The sequence below is a fragment of the Methylophilus methylotrophus DSM 46235 = ATCC 53528 genome (genome assembly GCF_000378225.1).
Taxonomy (GTDB): domain Bacteria; phylum Pseudomonadota; class Gammaproteobacteria; order Burkholderiales; family Methylophilaceae; genus Methylophilus; species Methylophilus methylotrophus.
The window spans coordinates 88,584-112,199 of record NZ_KB905143.1 but is presented as its reverse complement, the minus strand read 5'-3'; the positions used below and the strand labels follow the sequence as shown (position 1 = coordinate 112,199).

The window sequence follows — 23,616 nt, the reverse complement described above, 5'->3', positions numbered from 1 at the left end:
GAGACATTGCCAGCGTTTATGGGTAGGTTTAAGCCAGTCGTTGGAATTGACCGTTGGCGAGATGGCTAACCACACCTTCTAATTCAAGTAGTGTTAGCATGGTGGAAACTTGTTCGGGCGTCAAGCCTGAGCGCGCCGCAATCTGCTCGGCGAAGAGAGGGTCAAATCCCATGCAGGCCAATACAGGGCTTGCTTCTGCGGGTAGATTAGTCCAATCGGGTAATGGCCCATTCGGGCTAATCGAAACTGCCGGGTTTGGCAGGCGGACATGACGCAATTCGCTCACAATATCGTCGGTGGATTCCACCAGTTTTGCGCCTTGCTTAATCAATGCATGGCACCCCTTGGCCACTGGGGAGTGAATTGAGCCCGGAATGGCAAACACTTCCCGACCTTGCTCGGTGGCGAGCCTAGCGGTAATCAATGAGCCGCTATCAATATTGGCTTCTACCACCAGGCAGCCTTCAGATAATCCGCTGATAATACGGTTGCGGCGCGGAAAATTGTGCGTGAGGGATGGGGTGCCCAGCGGATATTCGGAAAGCAGTAGCCCGTATTTGGCAATCTGGTGCGCTAAGGCCTTATGTTTAGCCGGATAAACAATATCCAGCCCGGTGCCAACCACAGCAATCGTCGCGCCATCCGCTTTCAACGCGCCGCGGTGTGCGGCGCCATCGATGCCCAGGGCCAATCCGCTGACGACGGCAAATCCTGCACGGCACAAGCTCTCGGCAAAATTTTCGGCAGTGGCTTCACCCTGTGGGGTCGCATGTCTGCTACCGACAATTGCCATGCCAGGACGTTTGAGCATTTGCAAGTTGCCCTTGGCATATAGTACTGGCGGGGGCTGGTCAGTTTCCAGCAGTCGCTGCGGGTAATAAGGGTCGCCCAGGGTAATCAGGTGGTTATCCGTTTGCGTCAGCCAGTCCAGTGTGAGTGCAATATGTGGATCATCCATGGCTTTCTGGATGCCATCAGCGACCTCTTTGTTAACAATCTCGCGCAGGGCGGTATAGGGCGCTGCCAAAACCGCTTCTGGCGTTTGAAAGCGTAATAGCAACTGGCAATAAGTGACGCTGCCTAGCCCGTCAACCAGGCTAAGCGCAATCCAAGGCGTGAGTTGATTGGTTGTTAAGGTCACGCGATTGCTGACAGGTTATGGGGTGCGTACAACGTCTTCGGTATGGATAGGCTGTGAGGCCTGCATCACCAGGGCGTAAGACAGTTTGGGGAAGGTCTTGAACACCATCACCAGGCCGACCGGCTCATCGGGTAACTGTATGTTGACTGGTTTTTTGGGGTCGGATTCCGGGTCCACCATATTCACGCCCTTGCGCAGCACAGATAATACATGGCCGCGTTCCAGGCCCTGTTCTTCGCCGCGGTTGAGCACCACGACACGGCCATAACCGGTTTCATTAATGCCCTGGCTGACACGTGCAATCTGTCCCTGTATCTGCGTTTCAGGCGCATGCGGAATGTAAGCAGGCGTTAGTTCATCTTCCACCGCAATCAGTTTGTCCTTAACAGCAATTTCTTCCTTGGCTTGTGTGACTGTTAATGTTGCCGGCTGGCCAGGGCGTAACAGTCTGGCTTCACCGAGGTAATGTGCTTCATTGCCAAGCAGTTCGCCGGTTTCCGGATCCTTGACCGGTTCGCCTTCACGGTAAATCGCCCACACGTTTCTGTTTGACTCAGGTAACCCTTGTACATAAATGTGCGTGCCGGGACTTAAAATTTCTCGCTCCTCTTGTGCTGCGACTATCCTTGGCGCCGCTTTCAAGTTTTCGGGCGAGATGAGCATGGGCTTGGTCAAAAATGGCAGGATGGTACTGGGCTGTATCGCCGGAATCGCATCGCCTTTGATCGGCGTCACGATGATGCCTGGCTCGAGCGTGACCGATTCACGCACCAGTTTCAGCACGGGTTTGCCGCTGCTGGTATCCAGCACAATCACATCCCCTGGGTAAATCCAGTGTGGGTTTTTAATGCGTTCACGGTTAAGTTGCCAGATTTGCGGCCATTGCCATGGGTTTTTGAGAAACTTGGCAGAAATATCCCATAGCGTATCGCCTTTGACCACGACATGGCGGTCCGGATGGTGCGCGCGCAGTGGAATTTCTTCTGCCTGCGCCAACAAGCTGCAACAAGCCAGGGCAAGCGAGGTTATAATTTGAACAATTTTGGTCATGGGGCGTCTCTGTACTATGCAGCTGAAAAGGATGGCAGCACTCACGGTGCGCCGCGTCTGCGCAATGTCGACCAATCTAGCATGGGTTTAAAGTTCTGATCAAGGTGAAAAAAGGGCGTTTTGCCCTGTTTTCCCGCAAACTATTTGAATGGAAAGATTTCTAGAGCATGGCACACCTTCCAATTTTGCAATATCCGGATCCGCGCTTGCACACTGTGGCCAAGCCCGTGCAAGTGTTTGATGAGGCCTTGCAGCAACTGGTAAGCGATATGGCGGAGACCATGTATGATGCGCCAGGCATAGGCCTGGCGGCGACCCAGGTTGACCGTCATATCCAGCTGATTGTGATTGATTTAAGCAAGGAAAAGGACGATTTGCTGGTATTGATCAATCCCAAAATCATTGCCCAGTCTGGCAGCCAGGATTATGAAGAGGGCTGCTTATCCGTGCCCGGCATTTACGAGAGTGTCACACGTGCTGAATTCATTACTGTTGAAGCGCAGGACGTGCATGGCAAAACCTTCAAGCTGGATGCAGATGGCCTGCTCAGTGTGTGTATCCAGCACGAAATGGATCACCTCAAAGGCAAGGTGTTTGTGGAGTATCTGTCCCCACTCAAACGGAATCGTATCCGCACCAAAATGGTCAAGCATGCGCGTGAAATCGAGCGCAACAGTTACTAAGCACGGAACATAGAAATCATATGCGAATTATTTATGCCGGGACCCCGGAGTTTGCCGTGCCTGCCTTACAAGGCTTGATAGATGCAGGGCATGAGATTGTCATGGTGCTCACGCAGCCGGATCGTCCTGCCGGACGCGGTATGCAACTCAAAGCCAGCCCGGTCAAGCAACTAGCACTCCAGCATGGCTTGCGAGTGTTTCAGCCGGAAAGCCTCAAACCAGCCGAAGTGCAAGCTGAGCTCGCCGCCACACAGGCAGACGTGATGATCGTGGCGGCGTACGGCCTGATTATTCCAACTGCCGTGTTGAGTTTGCCTTCCAAAGGCTGTTATAACATTCATGGCTCATTGCTACCGCGCTGGCGTGGCGCCGCGCCTATTCATAGAGCCATCCTAGCGGGCGATGCCGAGACCGGGGTCACAATTATGGAAGTGGTGCCCAAGCTGGATGCGGGCAATATGGTCAGCAAATGGTCTACTGCCATTACCGAAGCTGACACTACACAGAGCCTGCATGATGCGATCAGCCGTGAGGGTGCGCGTTTGATGGTCGAGGCGATGCACACATTGCAAACCACCGGCCAATTAGCTTCTGAAGTGCAGGATGAGTCGCTGGTGACCTATGCCCACAAGGTGGAAAAGTCGGAATCGGCCATCGATTGGACTCAGCCAGCACAACAACTTTCGCGTCAGGTACGAGCCTTTAATCCGTTTCCCGTCGCCACAGCCAAATTTAAAGAGCAGGTCTGCAAAATATGGTTTGCGCAGGCGGAAAATGGGCAAGGCCAGCCTGGGAGGGTGCTTGAAACACAGCCTTTACGTGTGGCTTGTGGTGAAGGCGTATTGGAAATTCATGAGCTGCAAATGCCTGGCGGCAAACGGCAAACGGCACAGCAGTTTGTACAAGGTCAGCACGTGCAGGTGGGTGACCAGTTTTTCTAAGAACAATGGTGATCCGGAACGTCAGCTGTGTTCAAGATCATCTTTAGTTTTGAGTCCTTAAGTATATGGGTATCAGCCATTGAAAAACGCCTGTCATCCCCACATATTAGGATGGTGGTATTCAATGTATTCAAGGAGTATGTATGTTAGGTAACTGGACCAAAACCTTTGTGCTGATGGCAGCAATCACGGCATTATTTGTCGCTGTCGGTGGGGCATTGGGCGGTCAGGGCGGCATGTTACTGGCCTTGTTGTTGGCCGGAGGCATGAACTTTTATGCCTATTGGTTTAGTGATCAGGCGGTATTGAAAATGTATGGCGCGGTGGAAATCAATGCCGAGAACAATTTTGGCAATGGGCAGTTCCGCAATTACTACAACATGGTCAAAGAGCTCGCAGAGCGTGCGGAATTACCCATGCCACGCGTATTTGTGATCAATGAAAGCCAGCCCAATGCGTTTGCTACCGGTCGCAATCCTGAAAATGCGGCCGTTGCAGCAACCACAGGGATTATGCAAATCTTGAGTGAGCGTGAGTTACGAGGTGTGATGGCGCATGAACTGGCGCACGTTAAAAACCGTGATACGCTGATTTCGACCATTTCAGCGACCGTTGCCGGTGCGATTTCATCGATTGCACAGTTTGGCATGATGTTTGGTGGTGCCCATAGAGAGGGTGAGGACAGACCCAACCCGTTGATTAGTATCCTGATCATGATATTGGCGCCGCTGGCGGCGTCATTGATCCAGATGGCGATCTCGCGGTCACGCGAATATGAAGCGGACCGCATGGGCGCGGATATTAGTCGTGATCCCAAGGCCTTGGCAGCAGCACTGGAAAAAATCCATAACTATGCCCACCAGATCCCGAACATGACTGCGGAGCAGCATCCTGAAACCGGGCAAATGATGATTATCAATCCTTTGTCTGGTGCCGACCTGGCAGGATTGTTCAGTACCCACCCGCAAACAGAGGAGCGGATTCGCCGCTTGATGGCGTTGGCAAGCCAGTATTAATTAAGCGGTAAAACGTGTTACAAAAGGCTTTCCTTGTGAAGGCCTTTTTTTATTGCATGCGTTTTCACTGTGCAATCGGGGCGCATCAAGTAAAATAAGTTTTTTTGCCTAGAGATTCCCTGTGCAAGTTGCCCAGTTAATTGCCGCGTATGCGGTGGCCGAGGTGTTGGCCGGACATAATCTGACTGTTTCCATGCCCAAAGCCTTGCGCAAGGTCAAATCGGCTACGCCACAACAACAGGCGGCAGCGCAGGATTACAGTTATCTGACCCTGCGGTTTTATGCAGAGGCCGCCGCGTACCTGCAGGCCCTGACCTCAAAGCCGGTGACAGATGATCGCGTACACGCCTTGCTCCTGGTGGCATTGTCGCAATTGCTGCATGGTGCAGATAATGACTTCACGGTGGTTAATCAGGCGGTGGAAGCAGCCGGTAAAACCGGCCAGCGCTGGGCAAAAGCGCTGGTGAATGCTGTCTTGCGTAATTTTTTACGCCAGCGCACCGCCTTGCAATCCACGGTTGCCCAGCGAGAGGAGGTGAAGTTTAATTATCCGCAATGGTGGATAGACACCCTCAAGCAGCAGTACCCGCAGCAGTGGCAAACCATCCTTGATGTCGGTAATAGCCATCCGCCCATGACTTTGCGTGTGAACCTGCGCAAGACGGATGTGGCGTCATATATGCAATGGTTGGAGAAGGCCGGCATAAAAGCGCATCATTTGGGAGGGACGGCCATCCAGTTGCAGCAACCTTTGCCTGTCCACAAGCTACCTCATTTTGAGGCAGGCTGGGTCAGTGTGCAGGATGCCGGTGCGCAATGGGCGGCACCCTTGCTGGACCTGCAGCCTGGTATGCGTGTGCTTGATGCCTGCAGTGCGCCAGGTGGCAAGACCTGCCATCTCCTGGAAACATGCGAGGTGGATTTGCTAGCGCTGGATATAGAGGCAGAACGATTGCAGCGGGTAGAGGATAATCTCCAGCGTTTGGGGTTGCAGACTCAGGTGATGGTTGGCAATGCGGCGCAAGCTGACTGGTTTGATGGTCAGTTATTCGACCGTATCCTGGCAGATGTGCCTTGCAGTGCCTCTGGTATTGTGCGTCGCCACGTGGACATGAAATGGTTGCGCAGGGCTGAAGATCTGGCGACTTTTGCGAGAACGCAGCAGGAAATTTTATCGAATTTGTGGCAAATGCTGACAAAAGACGGTAAATTGCTGTACGTGACATGCTCAATATTTCAACAAGAAAACGAAATGCAAATTCAGCAGTTTTTAAGTACGCATGCAGATGCGACAAGATTGCCAGTCGTTTTTGACGTGTCCACATTGCCATGTCAGTCGCTTGGTGGCCAGTTGTTGCCGACTGCCGAACATGACGGATTGTTTTATGCGCTACTGCAAAAACATTAATCGATTACTTTGGTCAGGCGTATTGCTACTGACCCTCACCACCTGGATGGTGGTGGCAGCTGGCAATCATGCGCACATTCGCAATGCCGAACTGGTATTGCGTGATGATGTGTGGACGCTGGATGCGGATATGGATATCCAGTTTGGCCGCGCGCTGGAAGAGGCACTCAATAAAGGCGTGGCCCTGACTTTTTTGTATGAATTCCAACTTGTCAAACCCCTAAAGTACTGGTTTGATGATGAAGTCGTCACGGAACGACGCGCGGTCACACTTAATTATCATGCGCTGACCAAGCAATACCTGATTAATTATCCCCAGCAGCAAAAAGTATTTGACAGCCTGGGCGAGGCCAAGCGCGAGCTGGGAGTCATCCACGACTGGCGTCTTGTGCCGCATGCCACGCTGGAAAAAAACCAGTCTTACCAGGCCGCGCTCAAAATGCACCTGGATACCAGCAAACTGCCCAAAGCATTGCAGCTGGATGCATTGGGTGAAAGCGACTGGGAGTTGGTGACACCCACATTTACCTGGTGGGTAAAGGAAACACAGCGCTAGCTTATGCGGTATGTCCTGATTTCGTCGATTGTCCTGGCAGCAGTCCTGCTTTACCTGCTGTCACTGGCCAGTGCGAATACGGCTATCAGCGGTGATTATTATCTGGTCTTGCTCTATGTCAATGCCGGATTAGCCTTGCTGTTGCTCGGTGTCATTGCTTACCAGCTGCGCCATCTTTATCTGACTACCAAAGCCAGGCAGGTCGGTAGTAAACTCAATTTCAGGTTACTGGTCACCTTTGCGTTGATGGCATTGATTCCAGGCATGATTGTGTATCTGGTGTCTGTGAATTTCCTGTCGCGTTCGATTGAGTCCTGGTTTAACGTCAAGGTCGAATCTGCGCTGGATGGGGGGCTTAGCCTCGGGCAGCGTGCACTTGATATTATGCTGGGTGATGTCAAGGAAAAGGCACAAAGCATGGCAGTGTCATTGTCTTTGCAGCCTGCACGCTCACATTACAGCCAGATTAACGATCTGCGCGAAAAAGCGGGCATTCAGGATGCGGCATTGCTGAGTCCCCAGGGGGCAATTTTGGCCGTCAGTAGTTCCGACCCCAGCAGCTTTCTGCCGGAGCTGCCCTCAGTCCCACAGTTGCGACAGGCCAGGAGTGGTGTGTATGGCAAAATCGAGCCCATTCCGGGCAAGGGCCTATACATGCGGGTGCTGATTCCTGTCGAAAACTTGGGGATTACCGGGGAAATGCGCATTCTGCAATTAATGCAGCCAGTGCCCAAAGCCCTGTCAAATACGGCTGAATCCGTGCAGGAAGTTTATCGCGAATACCAAACACTGTCTTACAGCCGCCAGTCACTGAAAGACATCTTCATGCTGACGCTGACCATGATCTTGCTGTTGTCCATGCTCGGTGCCTTGACGATTGCCTTTGCCCTGAGCCGTCGCATGGCGCAACCACTGACGGTGCTGGCAGAAGGGACGCGCCTGATTGCCACGGGTGATTACTCGCAGCAACTGCCTTCGTTTGGCAAGGATGAGCTGAGTGTGCTGGTGAAGTCATTTAACAGCATGACGCGCCAGTTGCAGGAGGCGAAAAATGCTTCCGAACAGAGCCGTCAGCATGTCGAATCCGCGCGTGCTTACCTCGAGGCGATTTTGTCGCACCTGAGTTCCGGCGTCATGACCATTAATGAGCGTGCGGAGTTGCGTGTGTATAACCTGGCAGCGACCAATATCCTGGGGATTTCGCTGGTTGGTTTCAAGAACAAGGTTTTTACCGAGATCGCTGCCGAAAATCCCTATTTGAGTCCCTTTACGGGATTGGTCATGCAGCACTATGAGGAAACCTTGCAATTCGAGCGCCATGAGCGGCACATGACCAGCCAGATAGAAATTGAAGGCGTGCACGGTACGCAGATTCTGATGTTGCGAGTGACACGGCTGCCTGAAGGTGCCGGGCATGGCCTGGTAGTGGTGTTCGATGATGTCACTGCAATGGCACAGGCACAGCGTGATGCTGCCTGGGCAGAGGTGGCGAGACGCCTGGCACATGAGATCAAGAACCCGCTGACACCCATACAATTGTCGGCCGAGCGGTTGCAGTTCAAATTGCAGGACAAGCTAGACAACAAAGATGCCGAGATGCTGCTGAAAGCCACAGATACGATTGTTAACCAAGTACAGGCCATGAAAAACATGGTCAATGAATTCAGCGAGTACGCCAGGACTCCCGCTGTAAAGTTGGTCAAACTGGATTTGAATGCGTTGATCCGCGATGTCAGCAGTCTGTACAATGCCTCTACGGTCAAGCTGGTTCTGGCTTTGCATGAGCAGCTGCCGGAGATTGATGCCGATGCCACCATGATGCGGCAAATCCTGCATAATCTGCTGCAAAATGCTCAGGATGCGTTACTCAATGTCGCTGATCCGCAAATTGTCATCTTGACCGATTATGATGGCGAGCGTATAAAACTCGCAGTGACCGATAACGGTAGTGGTTTCCCGACCGATGTGATGGCCAGGATATTTGAACCTTACGTGACTACCAAGGCTCACGGCACAGGGTTGGGATTAGCCATTGTCAAAAAAATGATAGAAGAGCAGCGTGGACAGATTCGCATAGACAATCTGCCACAAGGGGGCGCCAGCGTCACCATCAGCTTGCCGGTAGATAAACAACAACAGCGTCGGCGCGTTGAGCGCATCGTGTAAGGAAGTACCATGGCTTCACGTAATATTTTGGTGGTCGATGACGAGATAGGCATCCGTGAGTTGTTGAGCGACATCTTGCGCGATGAAGGGCATGTCGTACGACTAGCGGAGAACGCGCAGATTGCGCGAGACGAACGTCTCAAACTGCGACCGGATCTGGTCCTGCTGGATATCTGGATGCCGGATTGTGACGGTATCAGCCTGCTTAAAGAGTGGGCCAATGCAGGCTTGCTGACCATGCCGGTGATTATGATGTCTGGGCATGGCACGATAGATACTGCTGTTGAGGCCACCCGCCTGGGCGCGTTTGATTTCCTCGAAAAACCGATTGCGCTGCAAAAACTGCTCAAAACCGTAGGGGCAGCCATCAAGCACACCGAACATCTGGCCCACACAGAAATCAACCTGTCCAGTTTCGGTAAAAGTGCAGTGATCCAGGAACTCAAGCAACGACTGGAACAACTCGCCCGCCATAAAAATACGCTATTCCTGATTGGCAAAAAGGGCGGTAGTGTGCCTTTGTGCGCCAAGTTTTTGCGCCCGCAAAATACACCCTGGGTTGCGCTGACAGAATATGAAAAACTGGTGACTGCCCCTATGGAAATCCTGGAACAGGCGCGTGAAGGGGTGGTGTTTGTCGATGAAGTCACCAGGCTGGGTAAAACTGAACAAAAAGGCCTGAGTCTGCTGATTAACAAATCAGAAAAATATGGTGTCCGTGTGATTTGTGCCAGTGAACATGGCTTGCCGCAACTCATTGAAAAAGCCATGCTGGAGCAGTCGCTGCTGCAAACACTGGCAGGTGCTGCGGTGAAGGTGCCGTGCCTGGATGAACACAAGGAGGATATTCCCGACCTGGCGAGCGCCATGGCTACTTTGATGGTTGAAGCAAGCAAGATTGACTATAAAGCGTTTGATGTGGCGGCTTTGAATGCTTTACGTAATGCCGACTGGCCAGGGGATCTCGGTGAGTTGGAGTCTGTTGTACAAAACCTGCTCATGACCAGCCTGGGGGATACTATCACACAGGCGGATGTGCAGCGTGTACTTGCTAATTTCCAGGGCCAGGCCATGGAGTCCGCCGAGCAGCATATGCCGCTCAACCTTGACCAGCCGCTGCGTGAAGCGCGTGATGAGTTTGAGCGTTTTTACTTCCAGTACCATATGCGGCTGGTGAAAAACAACATGAGCCGCTTATCAGAGATTTCCGGGCTGGAACGTACACATCTATACCGGAAGCTTAAACAGTTGGGGATCAAGATCAAGGGTTGAGTGTTTGCATTTTCTGCAATAAAAAAGCCGGGGTGACCCGGCTTTTTAATCAAGCATGATTTACAAACTGCGGTTATCCAGACTGCAGGCGGTTTGCGGGTAAACGCTCAGCAACAACATGCCGCCAGCGATACCCATATAGGCGAAGAATGCATCCAGCGAGGCCTGGCCCAGTACCAGCGCCATGAAGACTGCCAGCCCCCCCAAAACCCTTGCTGACAGCTGGGTTTTAAAACCAAGAATCAGCATCAAGCCAAACACAAACTGAATCAGGATCAATAACGGGGCAAAAACAGCGGGCAAGCCAAATTGACCGAGCATCATCTGGTATTGCAGATAACCATCCGGGGTATTCAATATGGCCATCAGTTTTAAAATCACCACGCCAAAAAATACCAGTCCCAGCAAAATTCTGGCTGCTGCAGTTTGAAAACGACTCATCACTTTTCCTCAAATCCTGTTTTAATAAAGCACGTATGATGCCTGTCGCCAGTTACAATTGCAATATTTCAGCCGGAGCGACGATGCCCGTACAACACACCAAGCTCATGATCCACACCTTGGCTATGCACCAACCTTTATGGCCAGAGTGCTGTCGCATCCGGCAGCGCGTCTTCATCGAAGAGCAGCATGTGCCTGTTGACTTGGAGTGGGATGAGACAGATGAGGTGGCGATACATTTATTGGCCAGCGTTGATGGTCAGGCTGTAGGTTGTGCCAGGGTCATGCCTGAAGGGTATATTGGACGTATGGCAGTATTGCCTGCATGGCGGGGGAAAGGCATAGGTGAGGCATTGCTGATGCAGGCGATCAATATTTGCCGCCAGTTTGAGGTGACGCATGCGCGTCTTTCGGCACAGACGCATGCCATCGGCTTTTACCAGCAGGCAGGGTTTGAAGTCTGTAGCGAGCCCTACAGTGATGCCGATATCTTGCATGTGGATATGCAGCTTGAACTGGTATAATCACGATTTCAGTTTTTCTCCAACTTGCAGACATAAAAGGAATTCTCATGTCAAAAATCGTAATGAAAGCCGGTGAAGCGACCGTATTTTCCGAAGGCAAAGATGTGACTGCAGCCATGCCGGAAATCGTCATCGGCTCCGTAGATGGCCCAGTCGGCACTGCTTTTGCCAACATGATGGCGCAAACCAAAGGCCACACAGCCATGTTTGCCGTGCGTGACATCAACCAGATGGTGCGCCCTGCCACCATGATGGTGCCAAAAGTCACCTTGAAAGACTCACTGAACATCGAACTGTTTGGTGGCGTGGTACAAGCGGGCGTGGCTGACGGCATCACCGATGCCGTGATTGAAGGCATTATCCCTAAAGAGCTGGTGAATGACCTGTGCATCGTTGCATTGCTGTGGATTGATCCGGGCTGTGCCAAAGAAGCAAACCTGGACAAGGCTGACCTGTACAAAAACAACTACGAAGCGATCAAGCTGGCCTTGAAACGCGCCTTGAACGACGAGCCTAGCATTGATGAAATCATCGCTAACCGTCACAAAATCAAGCACTGTATGTGGGAAGACAGCTGGGATCAGAAATAACCCAAGCCTTTCTGCCTGACCCCGCACTTGCGGGGTTTTTGTTATGTGGATGAAACCAAATGAAGTATTTGATCAAACGCTATCTGGCCGTGGTTTATGAGGCGCTGTTGATGCTGGCGCTGGCGCTGGTGTTGACAGCGGCGTATATCATGCTGATCGGCGATGCCAGTCAGGGCTGGAAGCGCTTGGGTCTGCAAATATTACTGTGGGCAGCCATCGGTGCTTATTTTGTAGGCTGCTGGGTGGTCACTGGGCAAACACTGGCCAGCCAGACCTGGAAACTTAAAGTGGTGGATGCGCATGGACAGTTGCTGAGTCACCAGCAAGCCATGCGGCGCTATCTACTAGCTTGTCTGTTGTTGTTACCTGCCGGATTAACTCTATGGTGGGCCTTGCTGGACCGCGATCAGCAGTTCTTGCATGATCGCCTGTTAGGATCACGCATCATTGAATTACCCAGGACTTAGCGCCGTTCAACGTAATACAGCATGCCGAGACCGGCCGCTAAAAAAATCAGTGTCGGACTGATGGCGCTCACAAGCGGTGACCAGTCGTTCAATACCCCCAAGTGCACAAACACACGGTTCATGATCTGGTAGACCACACCCAGGAAAATACCTGCAAAAATCTTGGCGCTGATGCCGCCTGCACGTTGTTGTAAAAAGCCAAATGGCAGGGCCAACATGACCATCACCAGGCAGGCTAAGGGGTAAACCAGCTTGGACCATAACGCGACCTGGTAACGGGTACTTCGCTGGCCGTTCTGGTGCAGATACTGGATAAAACTATACAGGTTCCATGCCGACATTTTCTCTGGCAGTACCAGCAATACATTGAGCAATTCCGGCCTGATCAGCGACTCCCACTTGGTTTGCTTGAAAAATTGCGAGGTGACCGAATTATGCTGGACGGCCTTGCTGGTATTCATTTTGGTTTGTGTCACATTGGATAATACCCAGTGGTCATCCTCAAAATAGCCTTTGTCAGCATGACTGATTGTGCGCAAACGGAACTCAGGATCAAAGTCATAAATACGGATATCTACCAGGCTGGAGTCAGGCATCACCGTGTTGACATTGACGAAGCTGCTGCCATCCTTAATCCATAGACCAGACTGGAAATCCTGTGCAATGACGGAGTCCGTGGCCTGGATACGAATGCGTTGCGCCATTTTTTCGCTGATGGGGGCAATAACCTCACCAATCAGGAAGGTGACTAGGGCAAAGACCAGGCCTATGCTCAGCAGCATTTTGGCAATGGTTTGCAATGAAATGCCACTGGTACGCATCACAATCAGTTCGGAGCTGCTGGCCATGGCGCCGAGTGTGTAGACAATCCCCAGAAGAACGGCGACCGGGGCAACTTCGTAAATATGACCGGGAATGCTGAGGCCCACATAAATCAGCATGCTGTTGATGCCGTAATGTCCTCTTCCCAGGCTGTCCAGCTCTTGCAACAGGTCAAAGAAGGAAAACATGGCGAGCAGGCCCAGCAGCACCAGCATGATGCTAAAGCTGATTTCCTTCCAGAAATAACGATTTAAGATGACGAGTGTCATGGCTTTATACACGTTTTGCCCGACGTTTGAACCAGTCGGGAATCAATGGTTTGAGGTATTTGCGCCGGTAATATAAATACCAGCCAAGCAGGATAAAGCTTAAATGCACTGGCCAGAGCCCAACGACAATCGAGATTTTTCCCTGCGTGATCCATGCTTGAAAGATACTCAGCATGTTGTTGTAGATGATAAAGATCAGGATGGCAAACATAATGTTGAGTGAACGCCCGGCGCGGGGGTCGACAAAGCTTAAAGGGATGGCAAGTAACACCATGACAATGGTCGAAATGGGAATGGCTAGCCGCCAGTGCAGTTCTGCTTGATCAGCAGTCGTGGCGCCAGTGATTAATGATTGTGTAGACTTGGTTTGCGCAGTACTGGTCGGCGGTGTGGATTCCTTGATCTCTACCCGAATATCGTAACGTTCGAATTCAGTCGTGGTGACTTCCAGGGTGTTGGGGATGGTTTCATAACGCCTGCCATGTTCCATACGCAGGAAATTGTCGCCATTGGGCGCTTTGTAACGGCTACCTCTATTGGCGGTGATAATGCCGGTTTTTCCATGCTGCTGCGATTGCACAAAGATATTCTTGACCTCGTAGCCCAGTTTGTCGAAGCTCTCAATAAAGTAAATACGCTCACCGTTATTGGACTCTTTAAATGTCCCTGGGCTGATGGAGGAGAGTTCGTCACGCTTTTTGAGTTGTGCCCGATAGTTTTCGGCCTTGTCGTTGGCCCACGGCATGATCACCAGGCTGAACAGGCTGATGATGAGTACGATAGGAGTAATAAAACGCATGATGGGCATCACCCACTGGCGTAAACTGAGCCCGGCGTTCATCCAGATCACCATTTCCGAATCACGGTGCCAGCGCGTCAGCGTCAGGAGTACTGCCAGGAAGATCGCCAGCGATAGCATCATGGGCATGAATTGCACCAGGCTGAAGGTCAGGATGGTGCCGATGGCGTCATTGGGTAAAATGCCCTTGGACACCTGGCGCACGATATTACCTGCACGCTGGGCTACCACAATACCGAGAATAATCAGGAAAATGGCAGAGGCCGAGGACATTAACTCTGCAGACAATGCACGTTTGAAAATTTTCAATTTAGATGCACCGCTTTGAAATCAGCATAAAACACTAGATAATACAACCATCACTCAGGCTAGTTGCATGAACCAAAAAGGATAAAGATGGAATTTAGCATAAAAAGCACCTCCCCGGAAAAATTGCGTATGGATTGTTTGCTAGTCGGCATTTATGAAGGCAAGAAACTGACGGATCTCGCAAAGTCACTGGATGCCGTCAGTGAAAAAGCAATTTCAGCCGCCCTTAAGTCAGGGGATATGGAAGGCAAGGCAGGCAGTACACTGATGTTGCGTCAATTGCCAGGTGTCATGGCCTCAAGAGTCATGCTGGTTGGCCTGGGTAAAACAGATGAAGTCACTTTAAAGAGCGTGCGTAATAGTTTCCGCGCCGCATTAAAAGCCTTGCCCACCGGGGTAGAAAATGTTGCGACTGACTTTTCCAGCCTAACCCTCAAAAAAATAACAGTCCAGCAAAAGGCCGCCGCATTGGCTGAAGTGGCATTGGATGCCACCTATAAAGTGAATGCCATCAAGGCCAAGTCTGTGGAGCCGCACCCCCTTAAGCAAGTGCTGCTGCTGGCAGATAAAGCGGATGTCGCTGCCGCTGAAGCCGGTGTCAAGCAAGGCCACGGCCTGGGACAAGGCGTTGCCCTGGCTAAAGATCTCGGCAATCTGCCACCCAATATCTGTACGCCGACTTATTTGGGCAAGCAGGCAGAAAAACTGGCCAAAGACTATGGATTCAAGGTAGAGGTATTGGACCAGGCAGCGATTGAAAAACTCAATATGGGTTCCTTTCTGGGGGTGACACGTGGCAGTGAAGAGCCGCCGCGTTTTATTGTGCTGCAGCATTTGCAAGGTAAAAAGTCGCAGAAACCGGTGGTGTTGGTGGGTAAAGGCATCACGTTTGATACCGGCGGTATTTCGCTCAAACCCGGCGCAGACATGGATGAAATGAAATATGACATGTGCGGCGCGGCCTCAGTGCTGGGTGTGTTTAAAGCCATCGGCGAATTAAAACTGCCACTTAATGTGGTTGGCCTGATTCCGACCTGTGAAAACATGCCGAGTGGCCGCGCAACCAAGCCTGGCGATATCCTGACCAGTATGTCCGGCCAGACGATTGAGGTATTGAATACCGATGCCGAAGGCCGCCTCATTCTCTGCGATGCGCTGACCTATGCCGAGCGGTTTGAACCTGCTGCCGTGATTGATATCGCCACCCTGACCGGTGCGTGTGTGATCGCGCTGGGTCATCATGTCAGCGGCCTGTTCGCCAATAATGATGATCTGGCCAAGGCCTTGCTGGCCGCTGGCGAACAAGCCAATGACAGAGCCTGGCAAATGCCGCTATGGGACGATTACCAGGGCCAGCTCGACAGCAATTTTGCTGACATGGCCAATATCGGCGGACGTGCAGCAGGCAGTATTACTGCCGCTTGCTTCCTGTCCCGTTTTGCCAAGAAATACGATTGGGCACACCTGGATATTGCAGGCACTGCCTGGAAGTCTGGCAAGGAAAAAGGCGGCACTGGCCGTCCAGTCCCCTTGCTGGTGACCTATTTGCTGGAGCAGGCAGCCAGGTAAGTCTGCATGACTAAGATCCGTTTTTATACTGACGTGACTGACCAGGTGGTGTTGATGCAGCATCTGGTTGAGCAAGCCTTATCGCGGCAACGGCAAGTGACCATTTATGTGCCTGACCGCGAGCGTGCTTTGCAACTGAGCGAGGGTTTATGGCAGCAGGCGGCTGATCACTTTTTCCCTAACGCATTGGCAGATGCTGAACATGCGGCTTTGACGCCAGTGCAATTGGCCTGGCAACCAGAGCAGATTCGACAGGATGACCTGTTGTTTAATTGCCAGGCCACGCTGCCCAAATTTTTCAGTCGATTCCGCCATATGTTTGAGCTGATTGGTACGGATGAACAGGAAAAGGTGGCTGGGCGGCAACGTTGGACGTTTTACCGCGAACGCGGTTATGAAGTTCAGCATATGAGCAAGCAGTAATTCAGCTTGTATATGGAGGTTGTGTGGATATTTCAGAAATTCCGGTGTTAACCAAGGTGGTACAAAAAGCCGCGGCGCCTGCTGCGGATATGAATGAACTGGTGACACAGCTTAAAGAGGCATTGCTTCCTGAAATTGCACAGATGGTTGCAGCGCAGTTGGCCGGACAGCATCCCGATGCGCTTGGGGCAGGGCAGCAGTCATTGGCTGACTATGCCAATACCTTGCAGCAGGAGTTGACGGTAAAAGCACAAGTGCAGATGGGTGACACGATTCAATCTGTTGAGCAGGCCTTCACTGAAGCCATGGGCAATATAAGCAAACAACAATTGCAGACATTTCAAACCACGCTGGAAAGTCAGTCACAACAGCAATTACAGGTGATTGAAGAAAAACTCTCCCAGTTAACTGACACACAACAACAGTTACTGTCTTCAGCGGAACAGTCGTTACGAGAAGTCTTGGAACAGGCCACGGCACAATCGCTGGACAATGCCCTCACTCCCATGATTGAACGCCAGCAAGCGCAATTAGAAGGGCGTGTGCAGGTGTTACGTGAGCAATTGGAGCGGGGTCTGGATGCACATTTGCAACAACTGCAAGAAAATAGCCGCCAAACGCTGGCTGCTGGTCAGGAAGCTACCGCCACACAACTGGTGACAGACTATAAAGCGTCTCTGCAGCAGGCCTTTGCCGAATTAAATGCGACACAACTCAGCGAATTCAGGCAAAACATGCAGTCTGAATTGTTGACTTCTGAAGCCGCTTTACAGGAAAAGGTCGCGGTCATGGTCGCCACGCAATTGCAGGAGATGGAGGCTGAGATGAACAAACGGTTGAAATCGCGCATCCTCGAAGTCTTGCAGGGCATCAAGTTTGTGATGCCCACCATATAACCCAGATTTTCCATCAGGCGATTTTCAATATACCCGAACGTCAACTTGTTCAGATTGCGTCTTTTTTGCGCAAATTTTCGGTCAATAGAATGACTATTGATCCTCAAATATCCACAAAAAAACCATCAAACTGCCCTGCGTTGCCATTTCAAGTCCTAATCGAAACGCTGGGTTTAAGCTAAGCGTCAGCCAGTGTCAGCACCACTGGGGTGTGGTCACTTGGACGCTCCAGTTTGCGGGGTGCCTTGTCGATGATGCAGCTTTGACATAAAGGCTTCAAGGCTTCACTGATGAGGATATGGTCAATGCGCAAGCCCATGTTGCGGCGAAAGGCCGCCATCCTGTAATCCCACCAGCTGAATTGGCCGGCTTCTTCATTAAATAGCCGGAAACTGTCGTGTAATCCCAGCGCCAGAAGTTGTTGAAATGCTTCCCGTTCCGGCGGGCTCACCAGCACCTGCCCTTGCCAGGCTACCGGGTCGTGGCAGTCCCTGTCGTCTGGGGCAATGTTGTAGTCGCCCAGTAACGCCAGTTTGTCGTGCTGCCTGAGTTCTTCTTTCACCCAGGCATGCAAGACACCTAACCAATTCAGTTTGTATTGATATTTGTCAGAGTCTACGGACTGTCCGTTGACCACATAGGCGCAAATCACACGTACGCCCTGGATTGTCGCTGCAATAATCCTTTTTTGCGTGTCGGCAAAATCAGGCAGGTCCAGATGCACGTTTTCAATTGGGTGTGGGCTGATGATGGCAACTCCGTTATAGGTTTTTTGCCCGTTATGCACTGCGTGGTAACCTGCCTCTTTAAGCGCCGCATAAGGAAACTTGCTATCTTCCTGTTTGGTTTCCTGCAGGCAAAGGACATCTGGCTGATTGGCAGCCAGCCAGTCCAATACATGCGGCAAACGTACGGTCAGTGAATTGACATTCCAGGTAGCCAGTTTCAACAATATTCTCCCCAACTTTTTTAAAGGCGCTTAAGCTGACCCAGAATTAGCCACCCCAGGATTATCTCTGCCAAGATTAGCCGCGCCAGGATTCCTGCGCATTTTACATGAGTCTGTGGCGCGTGCTGCCACATCACTGCAGTCATGTGCTTGCGTTTGGCAGGATATCAGGCAAATGGCGTATTTTTTAATCCTGCCATCGCCACTACAGTCTTGCCTGACAGGATTCATTCAGGAGTACCGCATGCCAGGCAACACAGCAAGTTTTTCCAGGGCCGAATGGGGGTTGATTGTAGCCATCGTATTGGTGGCGATCAGCCTGCGGCCAGGGATTGTCTCCATGGGGCCGGCTTTGCCTGCCATCATCAATACGTTTCAGTTAAGCCATGCCATGGCCTCGATGATGACGGCGATCCCTGATGTCTTGATGGGCGCATTGGCCTTGCCTACGCCCTGGCTGGTGCGCCGCTTTGGTGTGAACAGAGTGCTGATGCTGGCGCTGAGTATCTTGAGTGTTGCAATGATCGTGAGAGCTTATGCAAGCAACAGTACTGTCCTGATGACGGCAACGGTAGGCGTGGGTGCAGGCATTGCGGTGGCGGGCGCCATGTTTGCCGGTATCGCCAAGGCCAGTTTTGCCAATCACGCAGCTTTCATTATGGGGGTGTATGCCACAGCCCTATCTTTAGGGAGTACATTGTCAGCCGGATTCACAGGCTGGATATTGCAATCGGCAGGTTGGCGGCTGGCCACTGGTGTCTGGGCGATTTTTGGCCTGATTGCAATCGTCGCCTGGTGGTTGGTGATACGGAAGTCCGTCACAACCAGGCAACTTTCTGCAGCGCCATCTATGACAGCAATCTTTCACTCGCGCTTGCCATTGCGTACGCCGGTGGCATGGCTGATTGCGTTATTCTTTGCCTGTATCAATTTCCTGTTTTATTCCATTCTGACCTGGACCGCTAGCATGTACCAGGAGCGGGGGATGTCTGCCGCCGAGGCGGGTGCTGTCCTGGGCAGTTTCACTTTTTGTTTCATGCTCGCCAGTCCGATTGTGGGCATGTATAGCCGACATATCGACAGGCGAGGCTGGCTTGCAGGCTGTGCATTATTGTCTACCATAGGCCTGGTTGGTATCGCCACGCCGGGGGAATCGCCCTGGCTATGGGTGCCATTGGCAGCGTTTGGCCTGGGCGGTGCATTTACGCTGGCAATGACCTTGCCGCTAGACCATACTCACAGCCCGGACGGGGCAAATCGCTGGAATGCCTTTGTGCTAACCGTAGGCTATCTGATTGCGGCTACCGGGCCGTTTATCATGGGGTGGATGCGGGATATCAGCGGCCACTTTACTGGCGCATACCAATTACTGGTGGTGGTTTCTTTATTGATGTTGGTGCTGGCCATAAAGTTAAAACCCCCGGTGCATTGAGTCTGCGCATTCAAATGCATTGATACCACTATAAACGCCTGCTTATTTGGGTAATGTGTTCAACATTTTTTGCGGTATAAATTAAGCTGGATATGATTGTCGGCAATTTGCCCAATCAGTCATTGCACTTAATATTACCCAAATACGCATGAAGCCTGTTCCCATCCTGAGGTTGATCAGATGGCTGCTGACACTCGTCACGCTGGCCGGGTCAGCCATCTCCATCGCTTCGGAAACGATTACCGTACAACTTAAATGGCGCCACCAGTTCCAGTTTGCTGGTTATTATGCTGCGGTTGAGCAGGGCTATTATCGTGAAGAAGGGTTGAATGTCCGGCTCGTAGAGGGGAATAAAGACCTGTCACCGTTACAGCAAGTGCTATCAGGCCAGGCTGACTACGGTATTGGTGATGCAGATATTTTGGTGTCGCGCATTTCGGGTAAGCCGGTGGTTGCTCTGGCCGCCATTTTTCAACATTCACCTGGCGTATTACTCAGCCTGAAACAAAACAATATTCAAACGCCAAAAGATCTCATAGGCAAGCGTGTCATGCTGTCCAGTAATGGGCAGGGCGTATATCAATTCAAGGCCATGTTGTTGAAACAGCATCTGGATATCCGCCAGATGACCATTGTGCCGCATACCTGGCGCCTGCAAGACCTGATCGAGGGCAAGGTAGATGTGGTCTCTGCCTATGCCATGGATGAACCTGGGCAGTTGCAGCAAATGGGCTATGAACCCTCTGTGATCAGCAATCAGCCCTATGGCGTAGATTTCTATGGCGATGTGCTGTTTACCAGCGAGCAAGAAATTTCAGAGCATCCTGAGCGGGTACAGGCTTTTTGGCGGGCAACCAAAAAAGGCTGGATGTATGCTTTTAAGCATCAAGCAGAAATGGCAGACTTGATTGCAGGCATGCCTGGAGTGACCAAGCGTGGCCTCGACAAGCAAACGTTGTTACATGAAGCTGGCGTAATGCTGCCTTATGTGCTCACAGACCTGGTGCCCTTGGGGCATATGAATGAAGAGCGCTGGAACAGCATTGCACAGACCCTGGCTGATCTGGGACTGGTGCCGCAACAGTATAGCTTGGAAGGATTTCTGTACCAGGATGATATGCTGGTCAAGCGGCCATACGTGATCTGGCTGTTTCGCGGTATTTTTATCCTGCTGCTGGTGCTAGGGGCTACCTTCGTCTGGAACGTGCAGATACGGCGACAGGTCACCCAGCGTACCCAGGCTTTGCAAAACGAGATTGATCGGCGTACCCAGGCTGAATATTTGTTAAAGGTGGCGGGCAGTGTGGCAAAAATCGGTGGTTGGGTCATTGACCTGAAAACCAACCTTATTCATTGGTCTGATGAAGTGGCTGCTTTGCACGATATGCCGCCTGGATACTCGCCTACCGTTGAGGAGGGGATGAGTATGTTTGTGCCCGAGTCGCAACCTATCATGGCCAGTGCGCTCAAGGCATGTATGGAAGCAGGGGTGCCGTATGATCTGGAGTTAGAGAAAATCACGGCCACTGGTCGCCGGTTTTGGGTGCGTGCCATGGGACAGCCTGTACGTGATAATGACGGTAATATTATCAAGCTGCAAGGATCCTTGCAGGATATTACTACGCATAAGCAACTGGCCGCGATCAAGGAAGGACAGGATAGGATCCAGGCCATGATGTTGGCAGATATTTCCTTATCTGAGATTTTGCATACAGCGGTGTTGCTGATTGAACATCAATTTCCGGATGCCTGTTGTGCCATATTATTGCTCGATCAGGAAGGCTCGCATTTGCGGCACACCGCCTCCGCCAGATTGCCTGCTGCCTATGCGCAAGCCATTGATCGCATACAGTTGGGCAGTTGCGGCATTGCAGCATTGACAGAAGGTCGAGTGGTGGCTGAAGATCTCAGTGAGCACCCACTCTGGGATCGGTGCTATGAACTCGCCAGTATGCACGGTTTACGTGCATGCTGGAGTATGCCTGTCTTGTCCCGGAGTCGACGTGTGCTGGGTGTGCTGGCCATGTATCGCCAGCAGCGCCACGTTCCGAGGTTGGCCGAACTGGATTTTGTCGATAGTTATGCGCAGATTCTGGGATTGGCGATTGAACGTGAGCAATCGGATGAGCAATTGCATCTGTTACAAAGTGGTGTCTCCAGACTCAATGATATTGTCATGATTACCGAAGCGCCCATGCATTCGCCCATGCAGCAAAAAATCGTATTCCTCAACGAAGCCTTTGCACGGATTACCGGTGTGCCTGTTAAGCAATTGCAAGGCATTTCACCATTTGAGCTGTTTCAAGAAGCCACGCCGGGGCGCGAGCTGGAGCGCATCAAGAGCGCTTTTATGCACATGCAGCCAATCAAGACTGAGGTGGTAGCCATTAACCAGGAAGGCGTTGGCATTTCACTTGAAATGGATGCACTGCCTTTGCATGACAAAGGTGGTCGGGTCACGCACTGGGTGGCTGTGCTGCGTGACATTACCGAGCGCAAGCAGGCCGATGCGCAGATCCGCCAACTGGCCTACTACGACACCATGACTGGCTTACCTAATCGATTGTTGTTGCAAGACAAGTTGTCTTCGCACGTACGCAAAGCCATGCGCAAACAAGTAGGTGGTGCCTTGTTATTTATTGATATCGACAACTTCAAGACACTCAATGATACCTATGGCCATGATGTCGGCGATGCCTTGCTGGTAGAAGTTGCCAAACGTATCAGACAGTCCGTCCGCCGTTTGGACACCGTCAGCAGGTTGGGTGGCGATGAGTTTGTGGTAGTCCTGGATAGCTTGCATTACGATCCAGCACAGGCCGAAAAACAGGCCCGGAGAGTCTGCGAGAAGATTATGGCTGCTTTTAAAAAGCCATTCAAACTCAAACATTACCAGCACTACACCACCCCCAGTATTGGTGTGGTGTTATTTGACCCGGAACACCTGAGTCAAACAGACGAATTGCTGCGCCGGGCAGACCTGGCAATGTACAAGGCCAAAGAGGCAGGCAGGAACGGTTTCCGCTTTTTTGACACGCAAATGGAAACCGAACTTCGTCAGCGGGTTGCGCTGGAAGCTGACTTACATGCAGCCATTGAAAAGCAAGAGTTCACGCTGCATTTCCAGCCCCAATACAACCAGGCCCACGAGATTGTAGGTGCTGAAGCACTCTTACGCTGGCAGCATCCTGAACATGGATTGATCATGCCAGGGCAATTTATCAGCCTGGCTGAAAGTTCTGGCCAGATTGGAGAATTGGGCCATTGGGTATTAAAAGAGGCCTGCAAAATGCTGCAGCGCTGGTCTACGCATCCGCAATTGCGTCATTTGGTGCTCTCGGTCAATGTAAGTCCCAAACAATACCTGCAGCCCGCTTTTGTCGCTGAGATACAACAAATGCTGGTCGAGACCGGCATTTCACCACAACACCTTAAACTTGAACTGACAGAAAGTATGCTGGTGGATAACGTGGAAGACATTATTGCCAAGATGGCGGCGCTCAGGGAAGTTGGCATTTGCTTCTCGCTGGACGACTTCGGCACGGGATACTCTTCATTGTCTTACCTGAAGCGCTTCCCGTTTGACCAGTTAAAAATCGATCAGTCATTTGTGAGAGATATGCTGAATGGTCGTGATCATGAGAGCATTGTGAATGCGATTATTTCACTGGGGCAGAGTTTGCAATTGGAAATTCTGGCTGAGGGGGTAGAAACAGAAGCACAGTTAAATGTGCTGAAAGACCTGGGTTGCGAGATATTCCAGGGCTATTATTTTACCAAGCCATTAACCCTGGATGCGTTTGAGGCATGGATTGTTGAGCCATTAAAGTCAACAAAAAATATAGCCACAGCGCAGGTGATATCAACCTGACTCTGCCGGAACCTTCTTAAGT

General features: G+C 51.5%; 21 protein-coding genes. 15 read left to right on the top strand and 6 right to left on the bottom strand.

Features of this window, described 5'->3' with window-relative positions:
* Positions 1-28 precede the first annotated feature (28 nt).
* Positions 29-1,141, bottom strand: coding sequence for a DNA-processing protein DprA (gene dprA / locus F463_RS0109050; protein WP_018986758.1), 1,113 nt, complete (start codon positions 1,139-1,141; stop codon positions 29-31).
* Positions 1,142-1,156: 15 nt separating this feature from the next.
* Positions 1,157-2,191 carry a LysM peptidoglycan-binding domain-containing protein gene (locus tag F463_RS0109045; protein ID WP_018986757.1) on the bottom strand — a complete coding sequence of 345 codons (1,035 nt, stop codon included), beginning with the start codon at positions 2,189-2,191 and terminating at the stop codon, positions 1,157-1,159.
* A 167-nt stretch (positions 2,192-2,358) separates the two neighbouring features.
* Between F463_RS0109045 and def the strand changes: the two genes are divergently transcribed.
* The 7 genes from def to F463_RS0109010 all read left to right on the top strand — a co-directional run bounded on the left by def (position 2,359) and on the right by F463_RS0109010 (position 10,233).
* Positions 2,359-2,874, top strand: a complete 516-nt coding sequence (gene def / locus F463_RS0109040) for a peptide deformylase (protein WP_018986756.1) — start codon at positions 2,359-2,361, stop codon at positions 2,872-2,874.
* Between the two features lie 20 nt (positions 2,875-2,894).
* The gene (gene fmt, locus F463_RS0109035; protein WP_018986755.1) at positions 2,895-3,815 is read left to right on the top strand and encodes a methionyl-tRNA formyltransferase; all 921 of its coding nucleotides are present in this window, start codon (positions 2,895-2,897) and stop codon (positions 3,813-3,815) included.
* Positions 3,816-3,958: 143 nt separating this feature from the next.
* Positions 3,959-4,831 (top strand): zinc metalloprotease HtpX, encoded by an 873-nt coding sequence (gene htpX / locus F463_RS0109030; RefSeq protein WP_018986754.1) that lies wholly within the window; start codon positions 3,959-3,961, stop codon positions 4,829-4,831.
* Between the two features lie 121 nt (positions 4,832-4,952).
* The gene (gene rsmB / locus F463_RS0109025; protein WP_018986753.1) at positions 4,953-6,239 is read left to right on the top strand and encodes a 16S rRNA (cytosine(967)-C(5))-methyltransferase RsmB; all 1,287 of its coding nucleotides are present in this window, start codon (positions 4,953-4,955) and stop codon (positions 6,237-6,239) included.
* Positions 6,217-6,795 carry a DUF4390 domain-containing protein gene (locus tag F463_RS0109020; protein ID WP_018986752.1) on the top strand — a complete coding sequence of 193 codons (579 nt, stop codon included), beginning with the start codon at positions 6,217-6,219 and terminating at the stop codon, positions 6,793-6,795. The genes rsmB and F463_RS0109020 overlap by 23 nt, the downstream gene beginning before the upstream one ends.
* Positions 6,796-6,798: 3 nt before the next feature.
* The gene (locus F463_RS0109015) at positions 6,799-8,961 is read left to right on the top strand and encodes a sensor histidine kinase (protein WP_018986751.1); all 2,163 of its coding nucleotides are present in this window, start codon (positions 6,799-6,801) and stop codon (positions 8,959-8,961) included.
* Between the two features lie 9 nt (positions 8,962-8,970).
* Positions 8,971-10,233 (top strand): sigma-54-dependent transcriptional regulator, encoded by a 1,263-nt coding sequence (locus tag F463_RS0109010; RefSeq protein WP_018986750.1) that lies wholly within the window; start codon positions 8,971-8,973, stop codon positions 10,231-10,233.
* Between the two features lie 60 nt (positions 10,234-10,293).
* Here F463_RS0109010 and F463_RS0109005 read toward each other — a convergent pair whose 3' ends face one another.
* Positions 10,294-10,674, bottom strand: coding sequence for a DoxX family membrane protein (locus F463_RS0109005; protein WP_018986749.1), 381 nt, complete (start codon positions 10,672-10,674; stop codon positions 10,294-10,296).
* A gap of 83 nt (positions 10,675-10,757) precedes the next feature.
* Between F463_RS0109005 and F463_RS0109000 the strand changes: the two genes are divergently transcribed.
* The 3 genes from F463_RS0109000 to F463_RS0108990 are packed head-to-tail and all read left to right on the top strand — an operon-like array spanning position 10,758 to position 12,255.
* A complete protein-coding gene (locus F463_RS0109000; RefSeq protein ID WP_026295460.1) occupies positions 10,758-11,198 on the top strand; it encodes a GNAT family N-acetyltransferase in 441 nt (146 codons plus the stop codon).
* 47 nt (positions 11,199-11,245) lie between these two features.
* Positions 11,246-11,788 carry a formaldehyde-activating enzyme gene (gene fae, locus F463_RS0108995; RefSeq protein ID WP_018986747.1) on the top strand — a complete coding sequence of 181 codons (543 nt, stop codon included), beginning with the start codon at positions 11,246-11,248 and terminating at the stop codon, positions 11,786-11,788.
* Positions 11,789-11,847: 59 nt separating this feature from the next.
* Positions 11,848-12,255 (top strand): RDD family protein, encoded by a 408-nt coding sequence (locus tag F463_RS0108990; protein ID WP_018986746.1) that lies wholly within the window; start codon positions 11,848-11,850, stop codon positions 12,253-12,255.
* Here the strand turns inward: F463_RS0108990 and lptG are convergent.
* Positions 12,252-13,346 (bottom strand): LPS export ABC transporter permease LptG, encoded by a 1,095-nt coding sequence (gene lptG, locus F463_RS0108985; protein ID WP_026295459.1) that lies wholly within the window; start codon positions 13,344-13,346, stop codon positions 12,252-12,254. The genes F463_RS0108990 and lptG overlap by 4 nt on opposite strands.
* A gap of 4 nt (positions 13,347-13,350) precedes the next feature.
* Positions 13,351-14,454 (bottom strand): LPS export ABC transporter permease LptF, encoded by a 1,104-nt coding sequence (lptF, locus tag F463_RS0108980; protein WP_018986744.1) that lies wholly within the window; start codon positions 14,452-14,454, stop codon positions 13,351-13,353.
* Positions 14,455-14,541: 87 nt separating this feature from the next.
* Here lptF and F463_RS0108975 point away from each other — a divergent pair, with 87 nt between their 5' ends.
* From F463_RS0108975 to F463_RS0108965, 3 genes are read left to right on the top strand one after another with little or no spacing between them, the layout of a single operon-like run.
* Positions 14,542-16,023 carry a leucyl aminopeptidase gene (locus tag F463_RS0108975; protein WP_018986743.1) on the top strand — a complete coding sequence of 494 codons (1,482 nt, stop codon included), beginning with the start codon at positions 14,542-14,544 and terminating at the stop codon, positions 16,021-16,023.
* Between the two features lie 6 nt (positions 16,024-16,029).
* Positions 16,030-16,446, top strand: a complete 417-nt coding sequence (locus F463_RS0108970) for a DNA polymerase III subunit chi (RefSeq protein ID WP_018986742.1) — start codon at positions 16,030-16,032, stop codon at positions 16,444-16,446.
* Positions 16,447-16,469: 23 nt separating this feature from the next.
* The gene (locus F463_RS0108965) at positions 16,470-17,342 is read left to right on the top strand and encodes a hypothetical protein (RefSeq protein ID WP_018986741.1); all 873 of its coding nucleotides are present in this window, start codon (positions 16,470-16,472) and stop codon (positions 17,340-17,342) included.
* A 178-nt stretch (positions 17,343-17,520) separates the two neighbouring features.
* Here F463_RS0108965 and xth read toward each other — a convergent pair whose 3' ends face one another.
* Positions 17,521-18,291 (bottom strand): exodeoxyribonuclease III, encoded by a 771-nt coding sequence (gene xth / locus F463_RS0108960; protein WP_026295458.1) that lies wholly within the window; start codon positions 18,289-18,291, stop codon positions 17,521-17,523.
* Between the two features lie 175 nt (positions 18,292-18,466).
* Between xth and F463_RS0108955 the strand changes: the two genes are divergently transcribed.
* Both F463_RS0108955 and F463_RS0108950 read left to right on the top strand, forming a co-directional pair.
* Positions 18,467-19,723, top strand: coding sequence for an MFS transporter (locus tag F463_RS0108955; RefSeq protein WP_245545198.1), 1,257 nt, complete (start codon positions 18,467-18,469; stop codon positions 19,721-19,723).
* 148 nt (positions 19,724-19,871) lie between these two features.
* Positions 19,872-23,594: an EAL domain-containing protein gene (locus tag F463_RS0108950; protein WP_018986738.1), complete on the top strand. Its 3,723-nt coding sequence runs from the start codon at positions 19,872-19,874 to the stop codon at positions 23,592-23,594.
* Positions 23,595-23,616 lie beyond the last annotated feature (22 nt).

What these genes read in the sequence shown, in the direction of transcription:
- htpX (WP_018986754.1), top strand. Translation starts at nt 3,959, where the DNA reads ATGTTAGGTAACTGGACCAAAACCTTTGTGCTGATGGCAGCAATCACG.
- fae (WP_018986747.1), top strand. Translation starts at nt 11,246, where the DNA reads ATGTCAAAAATCGTAATGAAAGCCGGTGAAGCGACCGTATTTTCCGAA.
- F463_RS0109005 (WP_018986749.1), bottom strand. Translation starts at nt 10,674, where the DNA reads ATGAGTCGTTTTCAAACTGCAGCAGCCAGAATTTTGCTGGGACTGGTA.
- F463_RS0109045 (WP_018986757.1), bottom strand. Translation starts at nt 2,191, where the DNA reads ATGACCAAAATTGTTCAAATTATAACCTCGCTTGCCCTGGCTTGTTGC.
- F463_RS0108975 (WP_018986743.1), top strand. Translation starts at nt 14,542, where the DNA reads ATGGAATTTAGCATAAAAAGCACCTCCCCGGAAAAATTGCGTATGGAT.
- F463_RS0108970 (WP_018986742.1), top strand. Translation starts at nt 16,030, where the DNA reads ATGACTAAGATCCGTTTTTATACTGACGTGACTGACCAGGTGGTGTTG.
- lptG (WP_026295459.1), bottom strand. Translation starts at nt 13,346, where the DNA reads ATGACACTCGTCATCTTAAATCGTTATTTCTGGAAGGAAATCAGCTTT.
- F463_RS0108950 (WP_018986738.1), top strand. Translation starts at nt 19,872, where the DNA reads ATGAAGCCTGTTCCCATCCTGAGGTTGATCAGATGGCTGCTGACACTC.
- F463_RS0109020 (WP_018986752.1), top strand. Translation starts at nt 6,217, where the DNA reads ATGCGCTACTGCAAAAACATTAATCGATTACTTTGGTCAGGCGTATTG.
- fmt (WP_018986755.1), top strand. Translation starts at nt 2,895, where the DNA reads ATGCGAATTATTTATGCCGGGACCCCGGAGTTTGCCGTGCCTGCCTTA.
- F463_RS0109010 (WP_018986750.1), top strand. Translation starts at nt 8,971, where the DNA reads ATGGCTTCACGTAATATTTTGGTGGTCGATGACGAGATAGGCATCCGT.
- def (WP_018986756.1), top strand. Translation starts at nt 2,359, where the DNA reads ATGGCACACCTTCCAATTTTGCAATATCCGGATCCGCGCTTGCACACT.
- F463_RS0108990 (WP_018986746.1), top strand. Translation starts at nt 11,848, where the DNA reads ATGAAGTATTTGATCAAACGCTATCTGGCCGTGGTTTATGAGGCGCTG.
- F463_RS0109015 (WP_018986751.1), top strand. Translation starts at nt 6,799, where the DNA reads ATGCGGTATGTCCTGATTTCGTCGATTGTCCTGGCAGCAGTCCTGCTT.
- F463_RS0108955 (WP_245545198.1), top strand. Translation starts at nt 18,467, where the DNA reads ATGGCGTATTTTTTAATCCTGCCATCGCCACTACAGTCTTGCCTGACA.
- F463_RS0109000 (WP_026295460.1), top strand. Translation starts at nt 10,758, where the DNA reads ATGCCCGTACAACACACCAAGCTCATGATCCACACCTTGGCTATGCAC.